General features: G+C 41.6%; 15 protein-coding genes and 1 pseudogene. 10 read left to right on the top strand and 6 right to left on the bottom strand.

All coding sequences use genetic code 11. The features are described from left to right. The first annotated feature begins 318 nt into the window (after positions 1-318). The 3 genes from WN50_RS07310 to WN50_RS07300 all read left to right on the top strand — a co-directional run bounded on the left by WN50_RS07310 (position 319) and on the right by WN50_RS07300 (position 3,523). Positions 319-948, top strand: a complete 630-nt coding sequence (locus WN50_RS07310; protein ID WP_046279636.1) for a CatB-related O-acetyltransferase — start codon at positions 319-321, stop codon at positions 946-948. Positions 949-1,133: 185 nt separating this feature from the next. Further along, positions 1,134-3,071, top strand: a complete 1,938-nt coding sequence (locus tag WN50_RS07305) for a DUF4209 domain-containing protein (RefSeq protein ID WP_235440870.1) — start codon at positions 1,134-1,136, stop codon at positions 3,069-3,071. 5 nt (positions 3,072-3,076) lie between these two features. Next, the gene (locus WN50_RS07300; protein WP_046279635.1) at positions 3,077-3,523 is read left to right on the top strand and encodes a type II toxin-antitoxin system VapC family toxin; all 447 of its coding nucleotides are present in this window, start codon (positions 3,077-3,079) and stop codon (positions 3,521-3,523) included. A 148-nt stretch (positions 3,524-3,671) separates the two neighbouring features. Here WN50_RS07300 and WN50_RS07295 read toward each other — a convergent pair whose 3' ends face one another. The 5 genes from WN50_RS07295 to bchL form a co-directional block, all read right to left on the bottom strand. Further along, positions 3,672-4,238 carry a Uma2 family endonuclease gene (locus WN50_RS07295; RefSeq protein WP_046279634.1) on the bottom strand — a complete coding sequence of 189 codons (567 nt, stop codon included), beginning with the start codon at positions 4,236-4,238 and terminating at the stop codon, positions 3,672-3,674. Between the two features lie 11 nt (positions 4,239-4,249). Further along, positions 4,250-5,563 (bottom strand): YcjF family protein, encoded by a 1,314-nt coding sequence (locus WN50_RS07290; protein WP_046279633.1) that lies wholly within the window; start codon positions 5,561-5,563, stop codon positions 4,250-4,252. A 362-nt stretch (positions 5,564-5,925) separates the two neighbouring features. Continuing rightward, positions 5,926-7,323, bottom strand: a complete 1,398-nt coding sequence (locus WN50_RS07285; RefSeq protein ID WP_046279632.1) for a ferredoxin:protochlorophyllide reductase (ATP-dependent) subunit N — start codon at positions 7,321-7,323, stop codon at positions 5,926-5,928. A gap of 352 nt (positions 7,324-7,675) precedes the next feature. After that, positions 7,676-8,962, bottom strand: coding sequence for a DUF5331 domain-containing protein (locus WN50_RS30830; RefSeq protein WP_046279631.1), 1,287 nt, complete (start codon positions 8,960-8,962; stop codon positions 7,676-7,678). Positions 8,963-8,996: 34 nt separating this feature from the next. Continuing rightward, positions 8,997-9,863 (bottom strand): ferredoxin:protochlorophyllide reductase (ATP-dependent) iron-sulfur ATP-binding protein, encoded by an 867-nt coding sequence (bchL, locus tag WN50_RS07275; RefSeq protein WP_046279630.1) that lies wholly within the window; start codon positions 9,861-9,863, stop codon positions 8,997-8,999. 1,097 nt (positions 9,864-10,960) lie between these two features. Here bchL and WN50_RS07270 point away from each other — a divergent pair. Beyond that, on the top strand, positions 10,961-12,010 hold the full coding sequence (locus tag WN50_RS07270) for an SIS domain-containing protein (RefSeq protein ID WP_046279629.1): 1,050 nt from the start codon (positions 10,961-10,963) through the stop codon (positions 12,008-12,010). Positions 12,011-12,023: 13 nt separating this feature from the next. On the opposite strand, the gene WN50_RS07265 is transcribed toward WN50_RS07270, so the two are convergent. Beyond that, a complete protein-coding gene (locus WN50_RS07265; protein ID WP_152964738.1) occupies positions 12,024-12,527 on the bottom strand; it encodes a helix-turn-helix domain-containing protein in 504 nt (167 codons plus the stop codon). A gap of 722 nt (positions 12,528-13,249) precedes the next feature. On the opposite strand from WN50_RS07265, the gene WN50_RS07260 reads away from it, so the two are divergent. The 6 genes and pseudogenes from WN50_RS07260 to WN50_RS07235 all read left to right on the top strand — a co-directional run. Next, entirely contained in the window at positions 13,250-14,290 is a 1,041-nt protein-coding gene (locus WN50_RS07260; protein ID WP_235440869.1) for a mechanosensitive ion channel family protein, read from the top strand. 219 nt (positions 14,291-14,509) lie between these two features. Further along, complete coding sequence (gene egtD, locus WN50_RS07255; protein ID WP_082172363.1) at positions 14,510-15,547, top strand: L-histidine N(alpha)-methyltransferase; 1,038 nt, start codon at positions 14,510-14,512, stop codon at positions 15,545-15,547. A gap of 17 nt (positions 15,548-15,564) precedes the next feature. Next, a complete protein-coding gene (locus WN50_RS07250) occupies positions 15,565-17,109 on the top strand; it encodes a radical SAM protein (RefSeq protein ID WP_046279627.1) in 1,545 nt (514 codons plus the stop codon). A gap of 104 nt (positions 17,110-17,213) precedes the next feature. Continuing rightward, on the top strand, positions 17,214-18,800 hold the full coding sequence (locus WN50_RS07245) for a mechanosensitive ion channel family protein (protein ID WP_046279626.1): 1,587 nt from the start codon (positions 17,214-17,216) through the stop codon (positions 18,798-18,800). A gap of 280 nt (positions 18,801-19,080) precedes the next feature. Continuing rightward, positions 19,081-20,670 (top strand): radical SAM protein, encoded by a 1,590-nt coding sequence (locus tag WN50_RS07240; protein ID WP_046279625.1) that lies wholly within the window; start codon positions 19,081-19,083, stop codon positions 20,668-20,670. A 119-nt stretch (positions 20,671-20,789) separates the two neighbouring features. Beyond that, a pseudogene (locus WN50_RS07235) lies at positions 20,790-21,295 on the top strand (RNA-guided endonuclease InsQ/TnpB family protein); the annotation flags it as partial.

The following is a 21,295-nucleotide window of genomic DNA, read 5'->3' as shown; positions in this document are numbered from 1 at the left end:
ATGAGGGAGATTTAAAATTTTACGGATTTTAATTATTGGTAGTCAAGTTAACAAAATCAGTAAAATCTCTTCCGATAGAGTGATCGCAAGTTAATGAAAATTTGTCAAAACTTTCTGAGCGTAAGTGACTTAATCTGCAAAAAAAAGGGATTTCTTGGATGATGTGATCGCTTGTCTCCTTGGTTCTCTCCGGGGTTCGCCGGATGAGTTCGGTTAAAAATATGGCGAGTCATACGTCAATGGTTTATTATCTAAATAGGTTAAATCTAAAGTCATATCAATAGAACGATTCACCTTTCAAATTTTACGGAACAACTGATGAGTAACGGTCCTTCTCCCGAAAAAAAATACCCACTTCCCGAGCAAACTCGACTGGTCTATTTAAAGAATATCATCAAAAATCCCAATATTATTGTTGGAGATTATACTTATTATGATGACTTTGAGAACCCTAAAAACTTTGAACGCAATGTTCTTTATCACTTTGATTTTGAAGGCGATAAACTGATTATCGGTAAATTTTGTTCGATTGCTTCTGATGTTAAATTTATTATGAATGGTGGAAATCACCGCACAGATTGGTTTACCAATTATCCCTTTCCGATTTTTGGATCAGGTTGGGAAGTCGCAATGCCAGATTCTTGGCCGAATAAAGGGGATACTATTATTCGTAATGATGTTTGGATTGGTTATGGTGCGACAATTATGCCGGGTGTTCATATCGGTGATGGTGCGATTATTGCCAGTTTATCTGTTGTCACTCGCCACGTTGAACCCTATGCTGTTGTTGGGGGAAATCCCGCTAAAGAAATTAGAAAACGGTTTGAGGAGTCAATCATTCAAGAATTGTTAGAAATTCGCTGGTGGGATTGGGAAATTGATAAAATAACCCGTAATGTTCAAGCGATTTGTGGTTCAGATATTGATGCTTTACGAAACCCCAAGTAGCAGGGTCAAATGTCATTATTACAGAATTTAGATAAAATAGTATAGCCACCTCTCAAGTGCTAATCAGATACAGCTTACTATTGAAGAAGTATTTGGTTGGTTATTGGAGTAATAATCACAACCGAGCCAAAAATGCTATACTTGCTAGATATATAGAAATATTCTAGCTGAACTGGTGAGATAAAATGACTGAAGGTGAATCCACTCAGAAAAATTCAATGTTATCCGTGAACCCCCCTCTGACTAAAGATGATTTTATCAACTCTTCCTGGCAAGAAGTGATTAATGCTAGTGAAGTTAAAGAGTGTTTTGCATATAGTGAGGGATTTTTGGGAAAAGCACAGGAAGCAGAAAAAGCAGGAAATATTCGGGAAAAAGTTGTATTTGAGATATTAGGATATATCACTCTAGTTGAAATTCAGTCCGAGTCAAACGAGGAGCATTTTGCTAAAATATTCGATAACTTTACAGACGAGTATTTAGACTTTCTTGCTGAAATTGCTAGGGAAATTACCGATCCTGAACTGCAAGCACGAGTTACAGATATTCTCTGGTGTAAACGACGCAACTATCAAATGGCTCAACTAGCGGTTCCTGCTTATATACAGTCAGCTATAGAGTTAGAAAATTCTGCGAGGTGGGTTAGGTGCTTTACAAGAATAGAGAGAGCATTTAGATTAGCCAGAAAAATTAATTATCAAGTCGAAACAGTAGTTCAACATATAGAGACAGTTCTTGAACGCTACAACGGAGAAGATCCGCGTTGGTTGTCAGCAAGACTGATGGAACTCTTGCAAGAATACCGACTCGTTGACTCCAGAAAATATGCAAATCTCGCTGAAAAAGCGGCTACGGTTGCTGAATCAGTTTGTGATTGGGATAGAGCTAGAGCGTACTGGGAAATCAAAGCAAAATGGCATCGCCTTGAGAAAGATAAAGACAAAGAACGTGCAGCTTTAAGACTTGCTGCTGAAACTTATATTAAGGAAGGTGAGAATGATCTTAAAAATTCCCAGACTCCTTATTTAGCAGCATCAAGCATTCTCCACAAAGCTATTGAATCATTTAGAAAAATTCCCGGCACAAAGGAAGAAAAAGAACAAGATAAAAAAAGAGTCGATGAAGCACACAAACTTCTACTTCAGAATCAAGAGAAATCTATGAATGAGTTAGTTACAATCCAATCAGAGCGGATTGATTTTAGCAAAGAAGTAGAGAAAGTTCGGGCAAGTGTTAGAGGCAAGAAATTGCAGGATGCTCTTTTTGCCTTAGCATTATTAGCAACTCCTCCTAAAGTCTCTCAGCTTCGACAACAAGCGGATCAAATCGCTAAAGATGATCCTCTGTTTCCCTATATTTCTATTTCAAAAGTTATGATCAATGAAATGGGTAAAGTTGTTGCCAGACAATCTGGAAAGACTGAAGAAGAAACTAAATTTGAAATGTATACCAATGCAGCCTACTATCAAAGTATCCAAGCCCGAGTATTGATTGAACCTGCAAGAGATCAAATCAATTTAGAACACCCTATCCAAGTCAAAGATTTACTTCCCATTGTTGCTAATAGTCCTTTTGTACCACCAGATAGACAATATTTGTTTGCTAAAGGTTTATACGCTGGACTAACTGGAGATTTTTTCACCTCTACCCATATTCTCATCCCTCAAATTGAGAATTCTATACGTTATCTACTTTGGAAAAAAGGCGTATTACCCTCTAGTTATGATGATCAAGGAATTCAAAACGAGCATAACTTGAATACAACTCTTTACTACCCTGAGACTGCTTCTATTTTTGATGAAGATACTCTATTTGATCTCAAGGGTTTACTGGTTGAACATTCAGGTAGTAACTTGCGAAATCGCATGGCTCATGGTCTAATTAATGATGATGGTTTCTTGAGTTATTTAATGTCTTATTTGTGGTGGCTTACACTCAGGCTGTGTTGCTTGCCTATGATAATCTATCAACAGAAAGTTGAACAGTCTAACCCTTGGGTTAAATTTGCGGGTATGTTTAAAGATGATCCTTTATTTGATGAGTTTGTAGAAGAGATGGCTGCCTATAGACGAGAACTGGATGCAGAAATTAATACCGATGAAGGAACTTCGGAGGAATATTAGTCAGTGTGAGCCGATATATTTTGGATACCGATCATGTTACTCTTTTCCAACGCAATCATCCCCAAATTGTACAAAAAGTTAGAGAAATAGATACTTCTAATCTATTCGTTACGATAGTTACATTAGAAGAACAACTTCGAGGAAGGTTAGCAGTTATCAGCAAAGCCAATCAAACACCTGAGCGGTTAGCAATTGCCTATCAAAATTTGCGCTCAACTCTTGTTTACTTCTGTAATGTGCAGTTACTAGATTTTGACGAGGCTGCATACAACTGTTATCAAAATTTGCTTCAAAATTTGGGTCAACAGAAGCTTTTAGTTGGCACACAAGATTTAAAAATTGCTGCTATTGCCATCGCAAATCTAGCAATTGTTGTTACACGCAATCAAAAAGATTTTAGTAAAGTTCCTAATTTACCTCTAGAAGATTGGACTCTTGATCATTCCTCTTAGTGCTTAATTTTTTTTATCACTTTTTCGCTTCCTTAAACGCATCATATCATGTCCGATTAATCGATGATGATGTAGGGGCAGGTTCTACACTATCTCTGACACCCATTACTCAATTTTAAAAACCCGCCCCGCCTTCACTAACTCAGTTTTATGCCAAAGAAACATCTTCATAAACAGCAGCAAGAGAACAAGAGAAATTAATGCTTGTTAACTCCAATTCTTGATCGCCTCGATAACTATAAAGCTCCCATCTCCCTTGAGTATTGCGTCGAAAACAATCAACACGCTGACGATTTTGACTAATTAAAACATATTCTTGTAAAGTTTCCAATTCTTGATAATCAATAAATTTATCACCTCTATCAAAGCCTTCTGTAGAAGCAGAAAGAACTTCAATAATTAAACAAGGATAACGTTTGAAATATTCAAAACTTGCATCTCTCGGATCACAAGTTACCATCAGATCGGGATAGTAGAAAATATTTAGCGTTTCGATGCGGGCTTTCATATCCGCAATATAAACCCGACATCCACTTCCGCGAATATGATTTCTTAATAGAGTGAGTAAATTTGCAGTAATCGTAACATGGGCATCACTCGCCCCCGCCATTGCATAAATTCGCCCTTGGATATATTCATGTTTGATTGGGCTATTTTTTTCCGTTTCTAGGTATTCTTCGGGTGAAAGTTCAAGATGAGACTGGCTAAAATTCATAACAAATACCGTTAACGCTGAATCCCTTTAAACCGTTCTTTTGCTTCCTTAAACGCCTCATTCATCACCGACTGAATTTTCTGCGGATCGGGTTTTTTTCCACCCATTAAATCCCCAAAATAAACACAAGCCCCTTCACCTAGCGCCCAAGTATAAGCCGCTGCCCAAGATGCTGAAATAATACTCCCAAAACCGGGTATAAATTTAACTAACTCCCGCCCGACTGCTTGGGCGAGAAAACCGCCTGCGATCGCACTGACAACGCCCCCCGCCTGAGAAGGATTAAGCGTTTGCCCGTAAAGCTGCCCCAACAACCCCACCATCGACACTTGTAACGTCGTTAAAACAGGCATCGTCGCAAAGGGAAGGGGAACCGCAGCCACCGTCGCCGTAATCACCGTAAACGCCAAAATATAACGCCGCCCCACATCTCGATACAGATTTCCCAGTTGTTGACTGGCTTGTTCATCGAGTAATTGATTAATAGTACGGGCTTCGGCTTCAGGAAGCAAATCTGCTAACGTATCTCTAAACGCTTCTAAGCCATAAAATACCGGATGATAACCATCTTCTTCTAAGGTAAAATCAATCATCACCGCGCGATCATATAACCCTTTAAACCCGTCTTGAATTGCAGCAAAAGCCCGATTTACAGCCTCAAACTCTGGGGGATAGTCAGGATGATCTTGAACATCAGGTGGATAAACTTCATGCAGACAAGTCACCACTAATAAACAAGGAAGATTCGGATATTCTTTGCGGAGTTGAGTCGCAATTGTTTTGAGGGTATCTGTCGCAAAGTCATTAATTTTTATAGTCCAAATTAAAACTCTTGCCCGATTATTATCTTCTTTTAAATCACCGACTAATTCTTTAATAATAACCTCAGTTTCCTGGTTAACATCCCCTAAACCAACCGTATCCGTAAAAATCAGTAACGGTAAATCCTCAGACGGATAGGCGTAACGTTGTGTATGTTGCGTATGGGGACGAAATCCTTGTCCGATAATTTCGGCTGAAACCCCGGTTAATCCCCGAACAATTGAACTTTTTCCCGCTTGCGGTTTCCCAATTAATAAAGCTTCGGTTGTTGGAAGTTCGGCGCGAACTTGTTCTAAAATTTTAGCGATTTCTTCTTCAGGAACCGTCAACCATCCGAACACTGTCTTTTTAATTTGTTCGATTCCTGTTGCTGCATTATTCCAAATATCCGCAATGGGATTTTTCCTAACATTTTTTCCCGCCTCAGTCATCTTCCCTTCGGTGGATTCGCTGGACTCTTTAGAATTGGGGGAGGGGGTATTAGTATCCTGTGGCTCAATCATGGGCAGCAAAATCAGTAAACAGTTAAAATTTACAATATACAGAGCGCATTGAGAAGGTGAGATTTAGGAGACTGATTTATTATACAGCACTTTAAGTTGACTGGAAACTCCAATTCGGTTAACAACCCGTTTAATTTATCCTTGTTTCTGTACATTAATAGTAAAAACGCTCAATAATTGTTATGAATTCCTAAATTTATCCCCGTCTAAAAATTTAGTTTAATTATCTCAGAAGTACATCCCAAAAACCCGGTTTCTCTGAGAAACCGGGTTTTTAATCTTCCCTAATAAGGAAAGGGCGATCGCATTTGATCGCCCCACCAAGCCTAATTTTGACTCATAGAGACAAACTTTTAAAAACTTTAAATCTGCGCTTCTTCCTTGACTAACTTATCCCAACCCAAATCTTTTAGATTATTATTGCGGCGTAGAGGACGGGTAACTAACTCTAGAATATCCCGCGCATTGGTAAAGCCATGAATTTGAGCAAAGGTAAACTCAACTGACCATTTTGTATTAATTCCTCGCGCTTCTAACGGGTTCGCATGAGCCATTCCCGTAATCACTAAATCCGGTTTAATTTCATGGATGCGTTGAAGCTGGTTGTAATTATCCGGTTTTTCAATAATTCTCGGAACAGCAACCCCCATTTCATGGCAAGTTGTTTCTAACAGATCCAACTCTGCTTTTTGATAGCGTTTATCCATGTAAGGAATGCCAATTTCCGGACAAGTCATTCCACAGCGAATCAGGAAACGCGCCAGAGAAATTTCGAGTAAATTATCTCCCATGAAGAACACAGACTTACCGCGAATAAGCTGAATATAATCTTCGAGATTTTGCCAAATTTGCGCTTCCCGTTCATCTAAACCTTGAGGTTCAATTCCGAATACAGAGCAAATTTTTTCAATCCAAGCGCGAGTTCCATCTGGGCCAATCGGGAACGGAGCGCCTATTAATTTACACTTGCGACGCCGCATTAACGTTGTCGCGGTGCGAGACAGAAAAGGATTAACACCACTAACATAATATCCTTCTTCTAAAACGGGAAGTTCAGTATAACGTTTAGCGGGAAGCCAACCGGATACTTTAATTCCTTGTTTTTTCAATTCTAGGGTTAGGTTTGTAACAACTGGATCAGGGAGAGAACCAAATAAAACTAAAGGCGGATGATCAACATATTCCGACTCAGTTTGAGCAGTTTCCTCTTTTTTCTGACCAAAATTGAGCAGTTTTTGAATGGCGTTGCGTTCATTTTTTTCAGATTCGATCACTTTATTAGGACAACGAGCCGCCATCGCTGCGAGTACCGTATCTTCTCCTTGAGTAAAGGCATAATCTAAGCCATTTGCGCGAGCCACAACAATCGGAATACCGATTTCTGCTTCTAATTTAGGGGCTAACCCTTCCAAATCCATTTTAATAATTTCAGTGGTACAAGTCCCGATCCAAACAATCACACTCGGGTTGCGATCGCGTTTAATTTGTAAGCATAATCGCTTCAATTCTTCATAGTCATTCAGTTGAGCGGAAATATCCCCTTCTTCTAATTCTGCCATTGCATAACGAGGTTCTGCAAAAATCATTACTCCCATCGCATTTTGCAGAAAATAACCGCAGGTTTTCGTACCAATAACTAAGAAGAAACTATCTTCTATTTTTTGATACAACCACGCCACACAACTAATCGGACAAAAGGTGTGATAATTTCCGGTTTCACATTCAAAGGTTAAAGCTTCAGGTTCTTGAGCAACAGTCATCAATTTATCCTCTTAATTTTTAACGATTTTGCAGAAATCTTTTGTCAGTCTAAAAGTCAGATATTCAACGATTCATGTATAGCGCTACTTGAATCGGGAACAGGGAACGGGGAACAGGGAACAGCAGACTATGAAAGGGTTTCAGAATCTAAAAATGTCCTAACCAATTTGCGTAGTGCTATAGCACTTAATCGTTTGTCTAACTCGGTTAACTCAGGATAATTTTGCAAAAACCCTCCCCTGATTTTGAATGACAAACTCGATCCAAAATCTCCAATTCTAATTTCAATCTCTTTTGGGTTTCTGCTAGAGACACGCCATCATAGCGCATCTCTACATCTAGACGTTGGGATTATTTAAAATCCGATAAAGCAATATCATCATCTTCATCCGACTCCGTGAGTCCTTCTAGATCGAGATCATCAAAATCCCCATCACCCGAAGTCACTTCTCCCAACTCATCGAGACTGAGATCATCTAAATCATCGGAGTCTGACAAACTTCCAAACTCATCATCTCCGAGATCATCAAGTCCCAAATCATCCATGTCATCAGAAGAAAAATCACCCTCGTCTAAATCGTTATCCGATCCGAAATCCCCGAGATCTAGATCTCCTATATCGTCTGAGGTATCGATCTGAATATTCTCCTCTCCAAAATCATCGAGTCCCAGATCCCCCATCTCCGACTCCGAGTCTAGGGAGACTTCTTCTTCTAAACCCAGTCCATTATCAGTCCCCAAATCCAACCCAAAATCGTCCTCAGAACCTAATTCGGTATCGGAGTCGAGATCCATGTCCATCTCCATACCGAGATCTTCATCAGACTCTAGACTGACATCCATCTCGTCATCTAAGCCGAGTCCTTCATCAGTCTCCATGTCTAACCCGAAATCGTCATCCGTTGCATTATCTGTATCGGAGTCGAGATCCATGTCCATCTCCATACCGAGATCTTCGTCAGACTCGAGATCTTCATCCATCTCGTCATCTAAGCCGAGATCTTCATCACTCCCCATATCTAGGTTGATCTCTTCATCGTCTCCCATATCAAAATCGAGAGGTTCATCGGAGTCGAATTCGGTATCCATATCCATCTCGGAGACAGCTTCTGTGTCATTCCAAGCATCAGCGATCGCCATTCCACCGCCGATTGCTGCGGCTGTACCTACGGCTGCGACAGCCATTCCCCCGAGATTGGATGGGGACTTTTCGGGAGGGGGAGAAACAATTTCTGGGGCGGTTTGAGAATCAGTTGGAACTTGGACTTCCGGTGGCGGATAATATCCGGGAGCCGATTGTACAGGAGGTTGTTGATAACTTGGTGCCGCTTGTACGGGTGTTTGTCCGGCTGGGGGTGGGGAACCCAAAGCGATATCGGGATCGAAATTTAACCCCAAAACTTCGACTAACTTCTCCGGATCAGGGTTGAGTGTTGAAAAGGGGAGCATCAACTGTGATGCTTCTGGATCAAGCGCGTTGATTACTCCTAAGATGAGGCTAGAGGGAGGTCTTCGACCACCATCTGGAGTTTTCACTGAACTGAGTTGCATTTGCAACAGTAGCCAATCCCGATTGGCTTGGTAATAATGTAACCATTTATCTCGGAGATTAGCAGTAAAGTCTTTGAAGAAAGCCATAACCTCTATTCCTCATCCTGAGCCGCTAGACATATTAAACCATCATAAGGTCTAGCTCCAATTCCTTATTTTGCACAGGGGGTTGACTCGGATTCAGGTAAAAATCAGAAAGTAAAGAAAATAATTCGCGATCCGGAGTATCTTGGGGAACAACGCCCTCGGGTTGAGAGAGAATTTGATCGGCGATATTCAGGTAATAATCGCAAACATAGTTCAGAGAAGGATCGGTTTCTGCCATTTCAAATAGGGTTTTTCCCTTAACGCGAGAAACGCGAATATCTTCAATGAGCGGCAGTATTTCTAATACAGGCATCGGAACCGAGTCAATATACTTGTCAATCAGATCTCGTTTGGAGGTACGGTTGCCAATCAGTCCAGCTAGACGCAGAGGGTGAGTCCGTGCTTTTTCTCGTACCGAAGCGGCGATCCGGTTGGCTGCAAATAAGGCATCAAAGCCGTTATCTGTAACAATCATACAATAATCTGAATAGTTCAAGGGTGCCGCAAAACCGCCACAAACCACGTCACCGAGAACATCAAACAGAATTACATCGTATTCGTCAAAGGCGTTGAGTTCTTTCAGCAGTTTAACGGTTTCACCGACAACATAACCGCCACAGCCTGCACCTGCGGGTGGGCCACCTGCTTCTACGCAGTCCACACCCCCATAACCTTTGTAAATCACATCTTCTGGCCAGACGTCTTCATAATGATAGTCCTTTTCTTGCAGGGTATCAATAATGGTCGGAATCAGAAAACCTGTGAGGGTGAAGGTGCTGTCGTGTTTGGGATCACAGCCAATTTGCAACACTTTCTTACCCCGTTTGGCAAGCGCAACAGAAATATTACAGCTTGTTGTTGATTTTCCAATTCCACCTTTACCGTAAACTGACAGTTTCACGCGGGTTCTCCTTCAAAGAGTGTTTATCAAATTCGTTCAAACGGATATCGCATTTCTGAGAACTGGACGTTTGATTAAGTTCTTTTCTCGATTGCTCTCATTATTGTCTAACTCTTGCACAAAAGAAAGCCGTTCAAATGCTCAATAGGAGTCTAAATCGATGCTATCGCTTTCCTGAAATTTATAAATGCTTTCTATGCCTTCAAATCCAGTGTAGTCGCTTTATATTTAATTTTTAATTATTTTACTATACTTTTTTTATAAAAAGAGTTACAATAAACAAAAAAACCCAAAAGAGTCAGAATCAGTAGAGTCTGTAATCGCAACTGAAGGCGATCGCAGTTTGTCAAAGTCCTGAAAAATCTGGTTTTGAGCGTCTAAACCCCAGAAAAATCACATCATCTCAGGGATTTGTTAACTTTAATGAATTTTATACTTGCTTGATTCAAAACCTTGTTGGACTGCTGCGCCTACCTCGGTGCTTTGCGCCAACCTGATGCGATCGCTTCTGACTCCGTACAAAACCACCTTTCTCCCCTTGCTGGATCGATAACTGTTGATTGGTAAGCTTCCATCCCGGGAAGGTGGTGAAGTACCCAACACCAACGATGCACGCTTATGGTGTGGGCTTCCTGTTTCTTTGACAATCGCCTCTACCAGAATTAACTTTCAGCTTTGGTCTTACATCGTCTCCATAGGCTAAAACGCCACTTCCTGACGCTAAAAAATCAGAAACAGATATTAAAAGGAAGAACGGATTAACTTAACTGTTAGCAACCGAGATCTGTGTGTTTTACAGATAGCTTAATCCGTTTTTCCGCAACAGTCTCCGTTATAAAATAGTCACGCAAATTGAGTGCGGCGTTGATGTCTCTATTTTGAAGAGTTAAGTCTCTATCTATCAAATGAGAATTTGGTAGACAAGCTTTCTCGTTGAAGAAGGAACCCCGCACTGTACCGCTTGCGGTCAGCGTCGGGAGGATGTCAGACTGCTGTTACAATTGATTAAGAAAGCATTGTAAACTTGTTCCTCTCAACTCGAATCGAAGTAACCGGAGGTGAGACAATAAAGTTAAGCACTTCCATGAGCATTGATCATGTCGATTAATTCTAATCTGGCACAAGAAATTCAAGAGCAACCCCAAGTTTTAAGCCGACTCTTGGAGACTCAAGTCGCCGCCATTCAACAACTGGCTGAAGCCATTCAACAGCGACAAATTACTCATATTGTCATAGCCGCCCGAGGAAGTAGCGATAACGCCGCTCGTTATGCTTTATACTTGTTTGGAACGATCAACCAATTTTTAGTCACTTTAGCCGCACCCAGCCTTTACACCCTCTACAAACGCCCTCCCCAGCTTGGAAATGCGCTTGTCTTAGGCATTAGTCAAAGTGGTGAAAGTCCAGATTTAATTGCGGTTTTAGCTGAAGCCCGCCAACAGGGTGCTTTAACTGCGGCATTTACTAATATTTCCGACTCCCCACTCGCCCAAGAAGCCGATCATGTGATTAACTTGAGTGCAGGGGTTGAACGTTCTATCGCTGCGACAAAAACCTACACGGCGGAATTATTGGCTTTGGCGATGTTGAGTTCTCAGTTAGCAGGTGATCAGTCCATGTGGACGTTGTTGCGACAGGTGCCGCACTGGGTCGAACAAACTTTTGAACTCAACCCGAATATTTACCAAACCATTAAGCCTTATTGTCAGATGAGGCGTTGTGTTGTGATTGGTCGAGGGTATAATTATGCAACGGCTTTTGAACTGGCTTTAAAATTAAAAGAGTTAACCTATACCCTAGTTGAACCCTACAGCAGTGCGGATTTTTTGCATGGCCCTTTAGCATTAATTGAACCGGGTTTTCCGATTGTGGTGATTGCGGTTTCTGGGCCGATTTTAAACGAGATGCAACAGCAGTTAATGCCTTTATTAATTGAACGAGGTGCAGAAATTATTACGCTAGGAAATGATCCACAAATTTTAAGCCAAGCCCAGACCACTTTACCTTTACCTAATGATATTCCCGAATGGTTATCACCCATTTGTGCGATTATCCCTGGACAGCTTTTTGCCCTCCATATCGCCACGATGCGGGGTTATGATGTGGATCAGCCTCGGGGATTAAAAAAAGTAACCAAAACTCAATAGAATCCAAATCAGATTAAAATTGCCGTCGCCGGGTTTGTGATGGCAACTCACCAAACATTTGTTTATAGTTTCTTGAGAAATGTCCGCCGCTCCAAAATCCCCATTTTTGAGCCACGCTCATCACCGTTGTTGTCTGAGGGTCAGCATTTTTCAGTGCGCGACGGACTCTGTTGAGCCGTTGAATTTTTAGATAAGCCATCGAACTGATCTGAAAAACCTTTTGAAAGCCATAGGATAAAGTGCTGGCGCTTGTTCCCAGTTCGTCGCACAATTTTTTTAGTGTTAAAGGTTCGTCAACATAAGATTGAGCTATTTCTTCGGCTTTTTTGATCAGGGAGTAACAACAGTATCTTTTGAGCGTCTTTAGCTTGTTTTTGGCAACCTTTCCGAAAGTATCGATCAGCAAGGGACAAAAATCCTCTACAATTAATGATTCCATCTGGGGTAACATTAATAATAGGGGTTGGCGGCTCAATATCCGGCTGACTTGCTGATAATAATCTCTTAAAACACGCAATGAATTCGGGTGAAAACGGATGCAGTTTTGCTATAAAAAGTTTCGCCCAAAGCAATCATATCCCATTTGCTCGGATAAGGACTGGAAAAGTTCTACGTTAACGCTGGCGAATATAATGGGGGAGTCTGCCCCAGTAATAATATCAGTTTCTTTGTCAGAATCAAACCCAAATAAATCCTGTTTTGTGATTCGAGAACCGTGATTGATTATCGGCGTCCGATCGGCTTGTTGGGCGATCGCAAATGCGAGGTGATCGGGGGATTTTGGCCCGATTGCTTCAAAGGTTTGATGGGACTTTAGAGAAAAAACATCGTAAACCCAAGCTTTGACGAGATTTTCGTCGATTTTTGGTTAAGTATAAGCGATTTTTCCATCTAAAGGCGGATGAAAAACTTGGAATTTTGGTATAAGCGTTTTTCTGAAATTCCCTTATGATTATGTAGCGTTAAATACATAGAGCCGTTTTCTAGGCTGCTCGCTTACTGGCACATCAGCGTGAGCCTTCCTCACCCGGAGCAGTATCCAATATATTTGTCGCCAAGCAGATCTACTTAGTGGAACTCCAGCAAAATCAGTCTATTAGTTAGACATAGACATAACAAATCAACATTTCATTCTTTTTTATTCACCCAACTATGGAAGCTCTTTGGAATTCGCTATCAAATATCAATATCAACTATTCCGGCATACCCATCGGTAAAATAGTTACAGTTATCATTATCTTGACGCTGACACAGACCTTAAGGCGGTTCTTGATTTCAGTGGTCATTAAAACGATCGAACGCTTTACAAGTAAAACGGAAACGACACTTGATGATGAGTTAATTGCGATTATCAAACCCGCTTTAAGTTGGTTAATTCTGATTGCTGGCTTTTGGATTGTTAAGGAAATTTTGGCGGCGGAAATAGGCCCAAATCTGATCCAAACCATTAATAGACCCCTCACCCTGATTGTTGTTTTTATTGTGGCTTACGTTGTCTACCGAGCCTCTTCTATCTTCGGTCAAATTATTGCTAATGTTGTCCTACATACCGAAACCGAGCTAGACGAGTTGCTCCGACCTTTAATGCCGAAGATTTTTCAAGCCGCAGCAATTATTGTGATTGCAATTAAGGCGAGCGAAATCTTTTTAGGACAGTCGGCGGCGGCGTTGGTGGGTTTACTCGGAGGTGCAGGTATTACTTTGGGTTTGCTGCTCAAAGATATTGTATATGACTGGTTTTGTACGGTTATTGTCTACTCGGATAACCTTTATCGGGAAGGGGATTGGGTAGGGATAGTTGGGGTTCCCGGTTTTGTGCAGATTATGAAAATTGGATTTAGAACGACGACGCTTCATGTTTATCAGTGGGGTTCTATCCTGAAAATGCCCAACTCTAAAATGATCGGGGGAATTGTAGAAAACTGGTCACAAAATCCGGGCAGTGAGTTGAAATGGGGGATAAATTTACAGCTAAAAATTGACGGGATTTCATCAAAGAAAACCGCAAGAATCTGCGACACTATAAAAGAGGCTACCCAGTCAATCGAGGGATTGTCAAAAGAAGTAATCGTTCGGTTTAGCAATATTGAAAATAATGCCAGGGTGATTAAAATTGTCGTCTTTGTTAACAATGAAAATCTCTACTTTGATGTGGAGAAAAACTTGAACTTAGCTATCCTGGAAATCCTGGAAAACGAGGGAATCGATTTTCTCTATGTGGATTTGCGAACCGAACCGGAAAAGTTCAAACAACAAAGCGAGAAAGCTGCCAACAATTAATTAAGTTGTCTTAATTTTCTGAATCGACCAGCGCAGCCCGATCTCAAAGAAGTCGCGATCGCCATGAAGTCCAACTTCAAAATTTTGCTGCAAAATTTTGAAGTGATTATTACCGCGCTAGTTTTGGGGAAATGTGAATTTTTTTGAAACCGTATTGACGCAAAAATTCAAGCAGTAAATAATGTGGATGTACCTAAAATTTGAAGATAAAAAAGGGGCATGAAATTCACAACTTATCTGCACAGTCTTGAAGACTCTAATCCATCGATAATCCGGCAGGGTGAAGATGTTATCCAAGGATTATCAAAAGAGTTTAAGAGTTTGCCCGCAAAATATTTTTACGACGATCACGGCTCTGAATTATTTGAACAGATTTGTGAGTTACCAGAATATTATCCTACTCGAACAGAAGCCTTGATTTTGCAGCAATATGCAAATGAAATTGCTCAGATTACGGGGAATTGTGAACTGGTAGAATTGGGAAGCGGCAGTTCTACAAAGACGCTTTTTCTGCTAGAGGCTTACCAAAAAATTACAGATCGCTGCAAATATATTCCGATTGATGTTAGCGGGGGGATTCTCAAATCTACCGTTGTCAAGCTCCAAGAAAAATATCCAACTTTATCAATTGAGGGATTAATTGGAACCTACGAGCAAGCCTTAGCCAAGTTAGAATCAACCCCAGTCGCATCGCGCATGATTTTTTTCTTGGGAAGTTCTCTCGGCAACTTTAATCCCGAAGAATGCGAGGTTTTCTTAAGTCAAATTTCCCGAACTTTACAACCCGGAGATTACTTTCTTTTGGGAGTTGACTTACAAAAACCAAAAGAGATATTAGAGCCGGCTTATAACGACAGTCGGGGAGTCACGGCGGCTTTTAATTTGAATATCCTTTCTCATTTGAACTGGCGTTTTCAAGGCAATTTTGATTTGAATCTGTTCGCCCATCAAGCCATTTACAATCAAGCGGATGCTGAAATCGAAATGTATTTGCGCTGTCAAAAGAGTCACTGGGTATCCCTAGAAATCCTAGATTTAAACGTTTTCTTTCCCGAGGGAGAATCGATTCTCACTGAAATTTCTCGCAAGTTTGATTTGGAAAGCTTGCAAAAACAACTCCAGGAGCAGAGCCTGAAAACGGTAAAAATTTGGACAGATCCCAAACGGTGGTTTGGGTTGATTCTCTGTCAAACTTCAAACATTCATGTCGATCCTGTTGAGCTTTCTCAACAAGACTTAAGATTGTTCAAAGTATAAATTTACGGGGGATTGTTATGACGTTCACATCTGAGAAAGTCTCAACGATTGGATTGGTTGAAGTTCCTGCCCTTGGATTATATGACGAAGAGGGCAATAATTGGACCGCTTTGTACAGAAAAAGCACTCTTCTCAGCAAGCAAGTTTTAATAGCCGATTTGCAAGCGGGTGGTTTTGATGCAAAATTAGTTAATCTCAAAGATGGTGATTGTCGAGAACCTTTCGGAGAAGTAACTTGGAAAGGCATGAATCTCACCAAAGCTTATGTTGGGCGACGGATTTTTGATGTCGATCCAGAAGCTTACGATGCTTGGGGAGTGACAGTTAATTACACTCAAGAACGGGAAGTTACTTGTTTGGCGATCGCCCATTTTTCGAGCAAAGGAAAATCGGTTGTTGTGGGCGGTTCCGATGCCATAGCTGAACCCGATCATTACTTGAAAGCAGGTGCAGCAGCAATTGTTCTTGATAAATCCGGCGCCGCTAATTGGCCGATTTTCGACTATGTGTTAGGAAAAACCCCACGCGAAAATCTCACAGGTGTAATTTTGCCAGACGGTAGTTATCATCCTACCCGCACTAAAGCGATGAGTCCCGATGAATGGGCGCTACCGTCGGTGGAAGTGGCGAAACAATGTTTGGGTGAAGAATACTCTGAAGAACCTTTTATTGAAGAATTAGTACCTATCGGTTCGGTATTTCCTGATATTGGATGCGATCGCAAATGTGACTTTTGCCAAACTCCAACCTACGGAACCGGTTTTCGTCGAATGTCGCCGGAAACAACTCTAAAATGGGTTGCTCGTCAGAAAGAAGCCGGGGCTAAATGTACGGTTATGGGTTCGGATCAATTTCTCGGTCGGGTTTTGTTTCCGGGGGGACGAGAAGAAGTTCTCGAAATTACCCAAGGCGCGAGAGAAATGGAAATGCCGCTTTTGTGGCCCAATGGTTTGGAACTGAGAAAAGCAACTTTGGGACGAGGACGCAACTACGATCATACTGACCTGACGCCCGATGAGGAATTAATTGAGGCGCTTTGGGGATGGGATGGCAAAGCGGGGGGTTTTCTGGGTTATATTCCCGCCGAACGTCCGGTTTTTGGCCGAGAATCCTACGCTAAACTTCTTCCTTGGCAACAGCATTGTGAGATGATGCAAGCAATTGTTCGGGTCGGTCTTCCGGTGATTGTTTATGGTTTAATTATTGGCTTACCTGATGATAATCACGACAGTTTACTTCGTCTTGAAGAAGCAATTTTAGAACTCCATCAACAACTCAGAGAAATTAACTCAGATTTAGAATTTCAAGTGGCTTCCTATTCGATTTCTCCCATACCCGGAACACCGCAAGGGGAAACCATTCGGAAATCGGGTTTATTGCGCTTTGACGATCCTTCGATTATTGGCGGGTTCTGGACTCCAAGTTGTGACACCCACCACCTCAGCTATGAAGATATTTCCGAGTGGCAATTTAGGCTGGCAAAAATCGGCAAAGCGGAATCTAAATTAATCAACTATCACGGGGGATTAACCAAGATGGCCGGCGGCAGTCAATCGAGATAATTCTAAGGTTTTGGCATCTTTCCCCATTCAACGAAAAACAGGAATGGGGAAAATGCAGAAGTTCATCGATCAATCCGATTGATTGGAATAATCAACTTAAAATTATGAACAACCTCTTAATTATCTTGGCTGAAGTCGGTTTGGTGATTGTAACTTTTTTGTTGATCACTTGGCTGATTGCCAATTTATTAAAGATCCTGGCCAAATTCTCAATCCTGAATTTTGAGAATAACCGCATCAGGATTTTGCGGCGGAACCTGATAGGAGTGGTGCTGCTTGTTGGCTTTGTGCTGTGTATTTTGGTGGTGGCTGGCAATGTTTTCTTAATCTATCGGGGCGAAGATCTGCAACAATATACCCTGGATCTCATTCGCCGTATTCCGTCAGGATTTTGGGTAACGTTGGGAATCGGAATCGCCAAATGTGTGGGCATCATTATTGTAGCAGCACTGGGCTTGAAAGTTATTCAATATTGCCAGAAGATCGCCAGCACTCGCGCCAAGAATATAGACAAAAGCACCGCCGATGATGAAAGTATTGATGCTTTTTTTAATGCGCTTTATCAAAGAATCAAAGGCGGGACTTGGATTTGGGTAATTATTAACTGTAGTCAGTTTCTTAAACTCCCGGTAATTGTTTCAGAATATCTCTATATCGGACTCAGAATTTATTTGATTATTGGGGTGGGATTGCTCATCCTGAAAGCCATTGCAGCAATTGTTGATACTCTCGATGCTCTTAGCGTTAGATATTCGAGTCCTGATAACTTATTAAGATTTTATGATCGCCTACAACATTTGATCCCGTTTTTAAAGCGGTGTCTGGAGTTTGTTCTCTACGTTTGTATGGCAACATTGGTCACTCAACAGATTGAGTCCATTGCCAAAATGTCCGATTTTGGTCTGCGAATCATCAAAATCATTGCCATGATATTCTTAAGTCAGGTGATTTTTGAAGTGATTTATTTAGTTGTTGAAGAAATAGTATTTAAAGAACAAAATTTGACGGACATCCAAAGAAGCAGACGCTTAACTTTGATTCCGTTGTTTCGCAGTTTATTGCAATACTTAATTTATTTCACCGTCGGGATTTCCATCCTTTATACTCTCGACATTAATCCAGCTCCCATACTAGCTGGTGCCGGTATTGTTGGTATAGCGGTGGGTTTAGGCGCACAAGCACTAATTAACGATATAGTTAGCGGCTTTTTTATTCTGTTTGAAAACTACTATTTAGTGGGTGACTATGTTGAAGCAGGAAAAGCTGAAGAGAAAGTAGTAGAGGGTGTTGTAGAAGCGATCGAACTGAGAACCACCCGCATCCGACATCCCAATGGTCAATTACAGATTATTCGCAATGGCGAGATGGGATCAATTACCAATTACTCCAAAGAGTACATTTTTGCACTGGTAGAAGTGGTTGTACCTTACGATGCTAATTTGGGTCATGTCTATCAAATTATTGAGAAGATCGGACAACATTTAAAAGCCAACTATTTGGATGTCCTCGAACCGACCCAAGTTGATGGCATAGAAACTTTAGGTGAGTCGAACTTGATGCTGCGAACCTTGACAAAAGTTAAGCCCGGAAAGCATCTTCAGATTCAACGTATTCTGCGAAAGATGTTTATAAAAGTATTGCTGCAAAAAGGAATTCTAGTTCCGGCTTCTAGGGAAAGTAGCGAAGATTAATTTGCCATATCAGTTGATTAATTAGCAAAAGGGGACGATAGCGTTTTAGCATACGAAGAAAGGAAAAGCAGATAAAGAGGGTAACTAACCCTGGTTTAGCATTATCATTTTGCAAGGAAAATATTAAAAAAATATGAAACTTTTTCATCTTACATATTTCTTCACCTATCCTTTGAATTTATAGAAAGTTGGTTATCCGATTTATCTTTCCGCCCCAAAGATTGGGAGTGTGGCTCCTTAAAAAGTTTTAACTGTAATCTACAATTACCTACCCTGAACTATGGAAACGAAAAAATCTCCCACAATTGGATTAGTTGAAGTTCCAGCAACAGGACTATTCGATTCTGAAGGCAAAAATTGGACTTCTTTGTACAGAAATCGTTCTTTAATTAGCAAGCAAGTTTTGATACCTGACTTGCAAGCAGGGGGATTTGATGCACAATTGGTCAACCTCAGAGATGGTGATTATAGTGAAGAATTTGGGCAAGTTTTCTGGAAAGGGATGACTCTACGGAAAACTTATGTAGGAGGTAGCATTTCGGCTCTCGATCCTCACGCATTCGATGCTTGGGGAGTTACAATTAATTTCTCCCAAGATCGTCAAGTTAGCTGTATGCTGATTGAGCATCTGGCTAAGGGGGGTCGTCCCGTTGTTGTTGGGGGCTCGGATGCTTTCGCTGAACCGCACCACTACTTGAAGGCTGGTGCAGCAGCAGTTGTTCAGGATAAATCAGGGGCAGCAAATTGGGCTATTTTTGACTATGTGTTGGGAAGAATCCCTAGAGAAGAACTCACGGGTGTGATTCTCCCAGATGGTAAACAATATCCCAGGAAGACTAAAGCCAAAACTCCAGATGAGTGGGCACTACCTTCAGTAGAGGTGGCACGAGATTGTTTAGGCACACTTCCCAATGTCCAAGGATTTGTGCCAGTCGGTTCGGTAGTAGCGGATATTGGTTGCGATCGCACCTGTGACTTTTGTATGACACCTACCTACGGCACAGGCTTTCGGCGAATGTCCCCACAAACAGCCCTCAAATGGTTGGAGATCCAGAAAGAAGCGGGGGCTCGATCGATCAATATCGGGTCCGATCAATTCCTCGCCCGTGGACTATTTCCTGAAGGGCGACAAGAGATCATCGAAATTACCAATGGCGCACGGGAGATGGGAATAACTCTCATGTGGCCTAATGGTTTAGAACTGAGAAAGACAACTATCGGTGCTGGGCGTAACTACGAAAGCACCGACCTCAGACCTGACGAAGAACTGATTGAAGCACTGTTTGGCTGGGATGGCAAAGTCGGTTGTCCTTTGGCTTATATCCCTGCCGAACGTCCCGTTTTTGGACGAGAAGCCTACAAGAAACTCCTGCCTTGGCAAGAGCATCGTGAGTTGATGAAATCTGTAGTCAGAACTGGTGTACCTGTGATTGGTTATGGCATCATTATCGGGCTACCCGATGATGACCATGAAGACTTGTTACGTCTTGAGGAAGCGATCGCAGATCTCGTGGATGAATTGGTAGAGATTAATCCCAATCTGGAATTTCAGACTTCCTGCTACAGCATTATCCCCTTGCCCGGAACTCCGCAAGCCTACAACTTAAGCAAGACAGGATTACTACAGTTTGAAGATACCTGTCTTTGGGGAGTATGGACAACAACTTCCAATACTCATCACCTGACCTACGAGGAGGTTTCCGACTGGCAAATTCGTCTATCTAATATTCGCCGAGCACCGTCTGAATTTACCAACTATAACGGGGAATATTCAGGGATGGTGAGTACAGCTTCCTCCAACGACTCAGAGATTGCATTGGCGAAATTTCTCAACGAAAGCGCGGGAGTCCCCACGCTCAGTGAAGCGTAGCGAAACGGCGTGGGGAGGAATAGCGCAGCAATTGAGGGGCTCGATGCCCCGAAAATTGCTACTTGACAATTCATCTTCACCTTCGTTCAATTAGAAAAACATTTCGTGAAGGTTTATCTGTGAAGCAAGTTGTGACCGCCAAGTTCAAATTAGACCTGTCTCCAGAGCAAAAAGAAGCTGTGAGACAGGTCACTTTAGCTTATCGGGATGCACTGAGCTACGCTTCTCGGGTAGCCTACGCCAACAACAAACTGAGTAATGGAACGAAACTCCAGAAACTCGTCTATTACGACATCAGGGATTTATTTAAGCTTCCTGCCCAGATGTCGTGTAACGTCCCTCGCCAAGTCGGTGCAACCTACAAAACGCAGTGGACAAAATTCAAACAAAACCAGCAAGCGATTAAAGACGGGAAGACGAAGAAACTGTTTAAGGGGTTAGATCACCCTTGCAAGTTTTCTTCCCGAACCTGCACCCTCAATTACCAACGAGATTATTCCTGGAAAAAAGATAATCAGGTGAGTTTAGTTACCCTGTCAGGTCGCATTGTTGTTAAATATTCTGGCTACAACAAGCACATTGACTGGATTAAACAGGGAGCAAAAATTGGTTCCGCCAAAATCTA

This window comes from Limnoraphis robusta CS-951, from assembly GCF_000972705.2.
The sequence above is the reverse complement of the archived record's forward strand: the minus strand, read 5'-3'. Positions and strand labels throughout refer to the sequence as shown.

Bases quoted from the DNA above. Each gene is read 5' to 3' on its own strand.
- WN50_RS30830 (WP_046279631.1), bottom strand. From the start codon at position 8,962: ATGGCTTTCTTCAAAGACTTTACTGCTAATCTCCGAGATAAATGGTTA.
- WN50_RS07305 (WP_235440870.1), top strand. From the start codon at position 1,134: ATGACTGAAGGTGAATCCACTCAGAAAAATTCAATGTTATCCGTGAAC.
- WN50_RS07240 (WP_046279625.1), top strand. From the start codon at position 19,081: ATGGAAACGAAAAAATCTCCCACAATTGGATTAGTTGAAGTTCCAGCA.
- WN50_RS07270 (WP_046279629.1), top strand. From the start codon at position 10,961: ATGTCGATTAATTCTAATCTGGCACAAGAAATTCAAGAGCAACCCCAA.
- WN50_RS07295 (WP_046279634.1), bottom strand. From the start codon at position 4,238: ATGAATTTTAGCCAGTCTCATCTTGAACTTTCACCCGAAGAATACCTA.
- WN50_RS07250 (WP_046279627.1), top strand. From the start codon at position 15,565: ATGACGTTCACATCTGAGAAAGTCTCAACGATTGGATTGGTTGAAGTT.
- WN50_RS07285 (WP_046279632.1), bottom strand. From the start codon at position 7,323: ATGACTGTTGCTCAAGAACCTGAAGCTTTAACCTTTGAATGTGAAACC.
- WN50_RS07290 (WP_046279633.1), bottom strand. From the start codon at position 5,563: ATGATTGAGCCACAGGATACTAATACCCCCTCCCCCAATTCTAAAGAG.
- WN50_RS07310 (WP_046279636.1), top strand. From the start codon at position 319: ATGAGTAACGGTCCTTCTCCCGAAAAAAAATACCCACTTCCCGAGCAA.
- WN50_RS07245 (WP_046279626.1), top strand. From the start codon at position 17,214: ATGAACAACCTCTTAATTATCTTGGCTGAAGTCGGTTTGGTGATTGTA.
- egtD (WP_082172363.1), top strand. From the start codon at position 14,510: ATGAAATTCACAACTTATCTGCACAGTCTTGAAGACTCTAATCCATCG.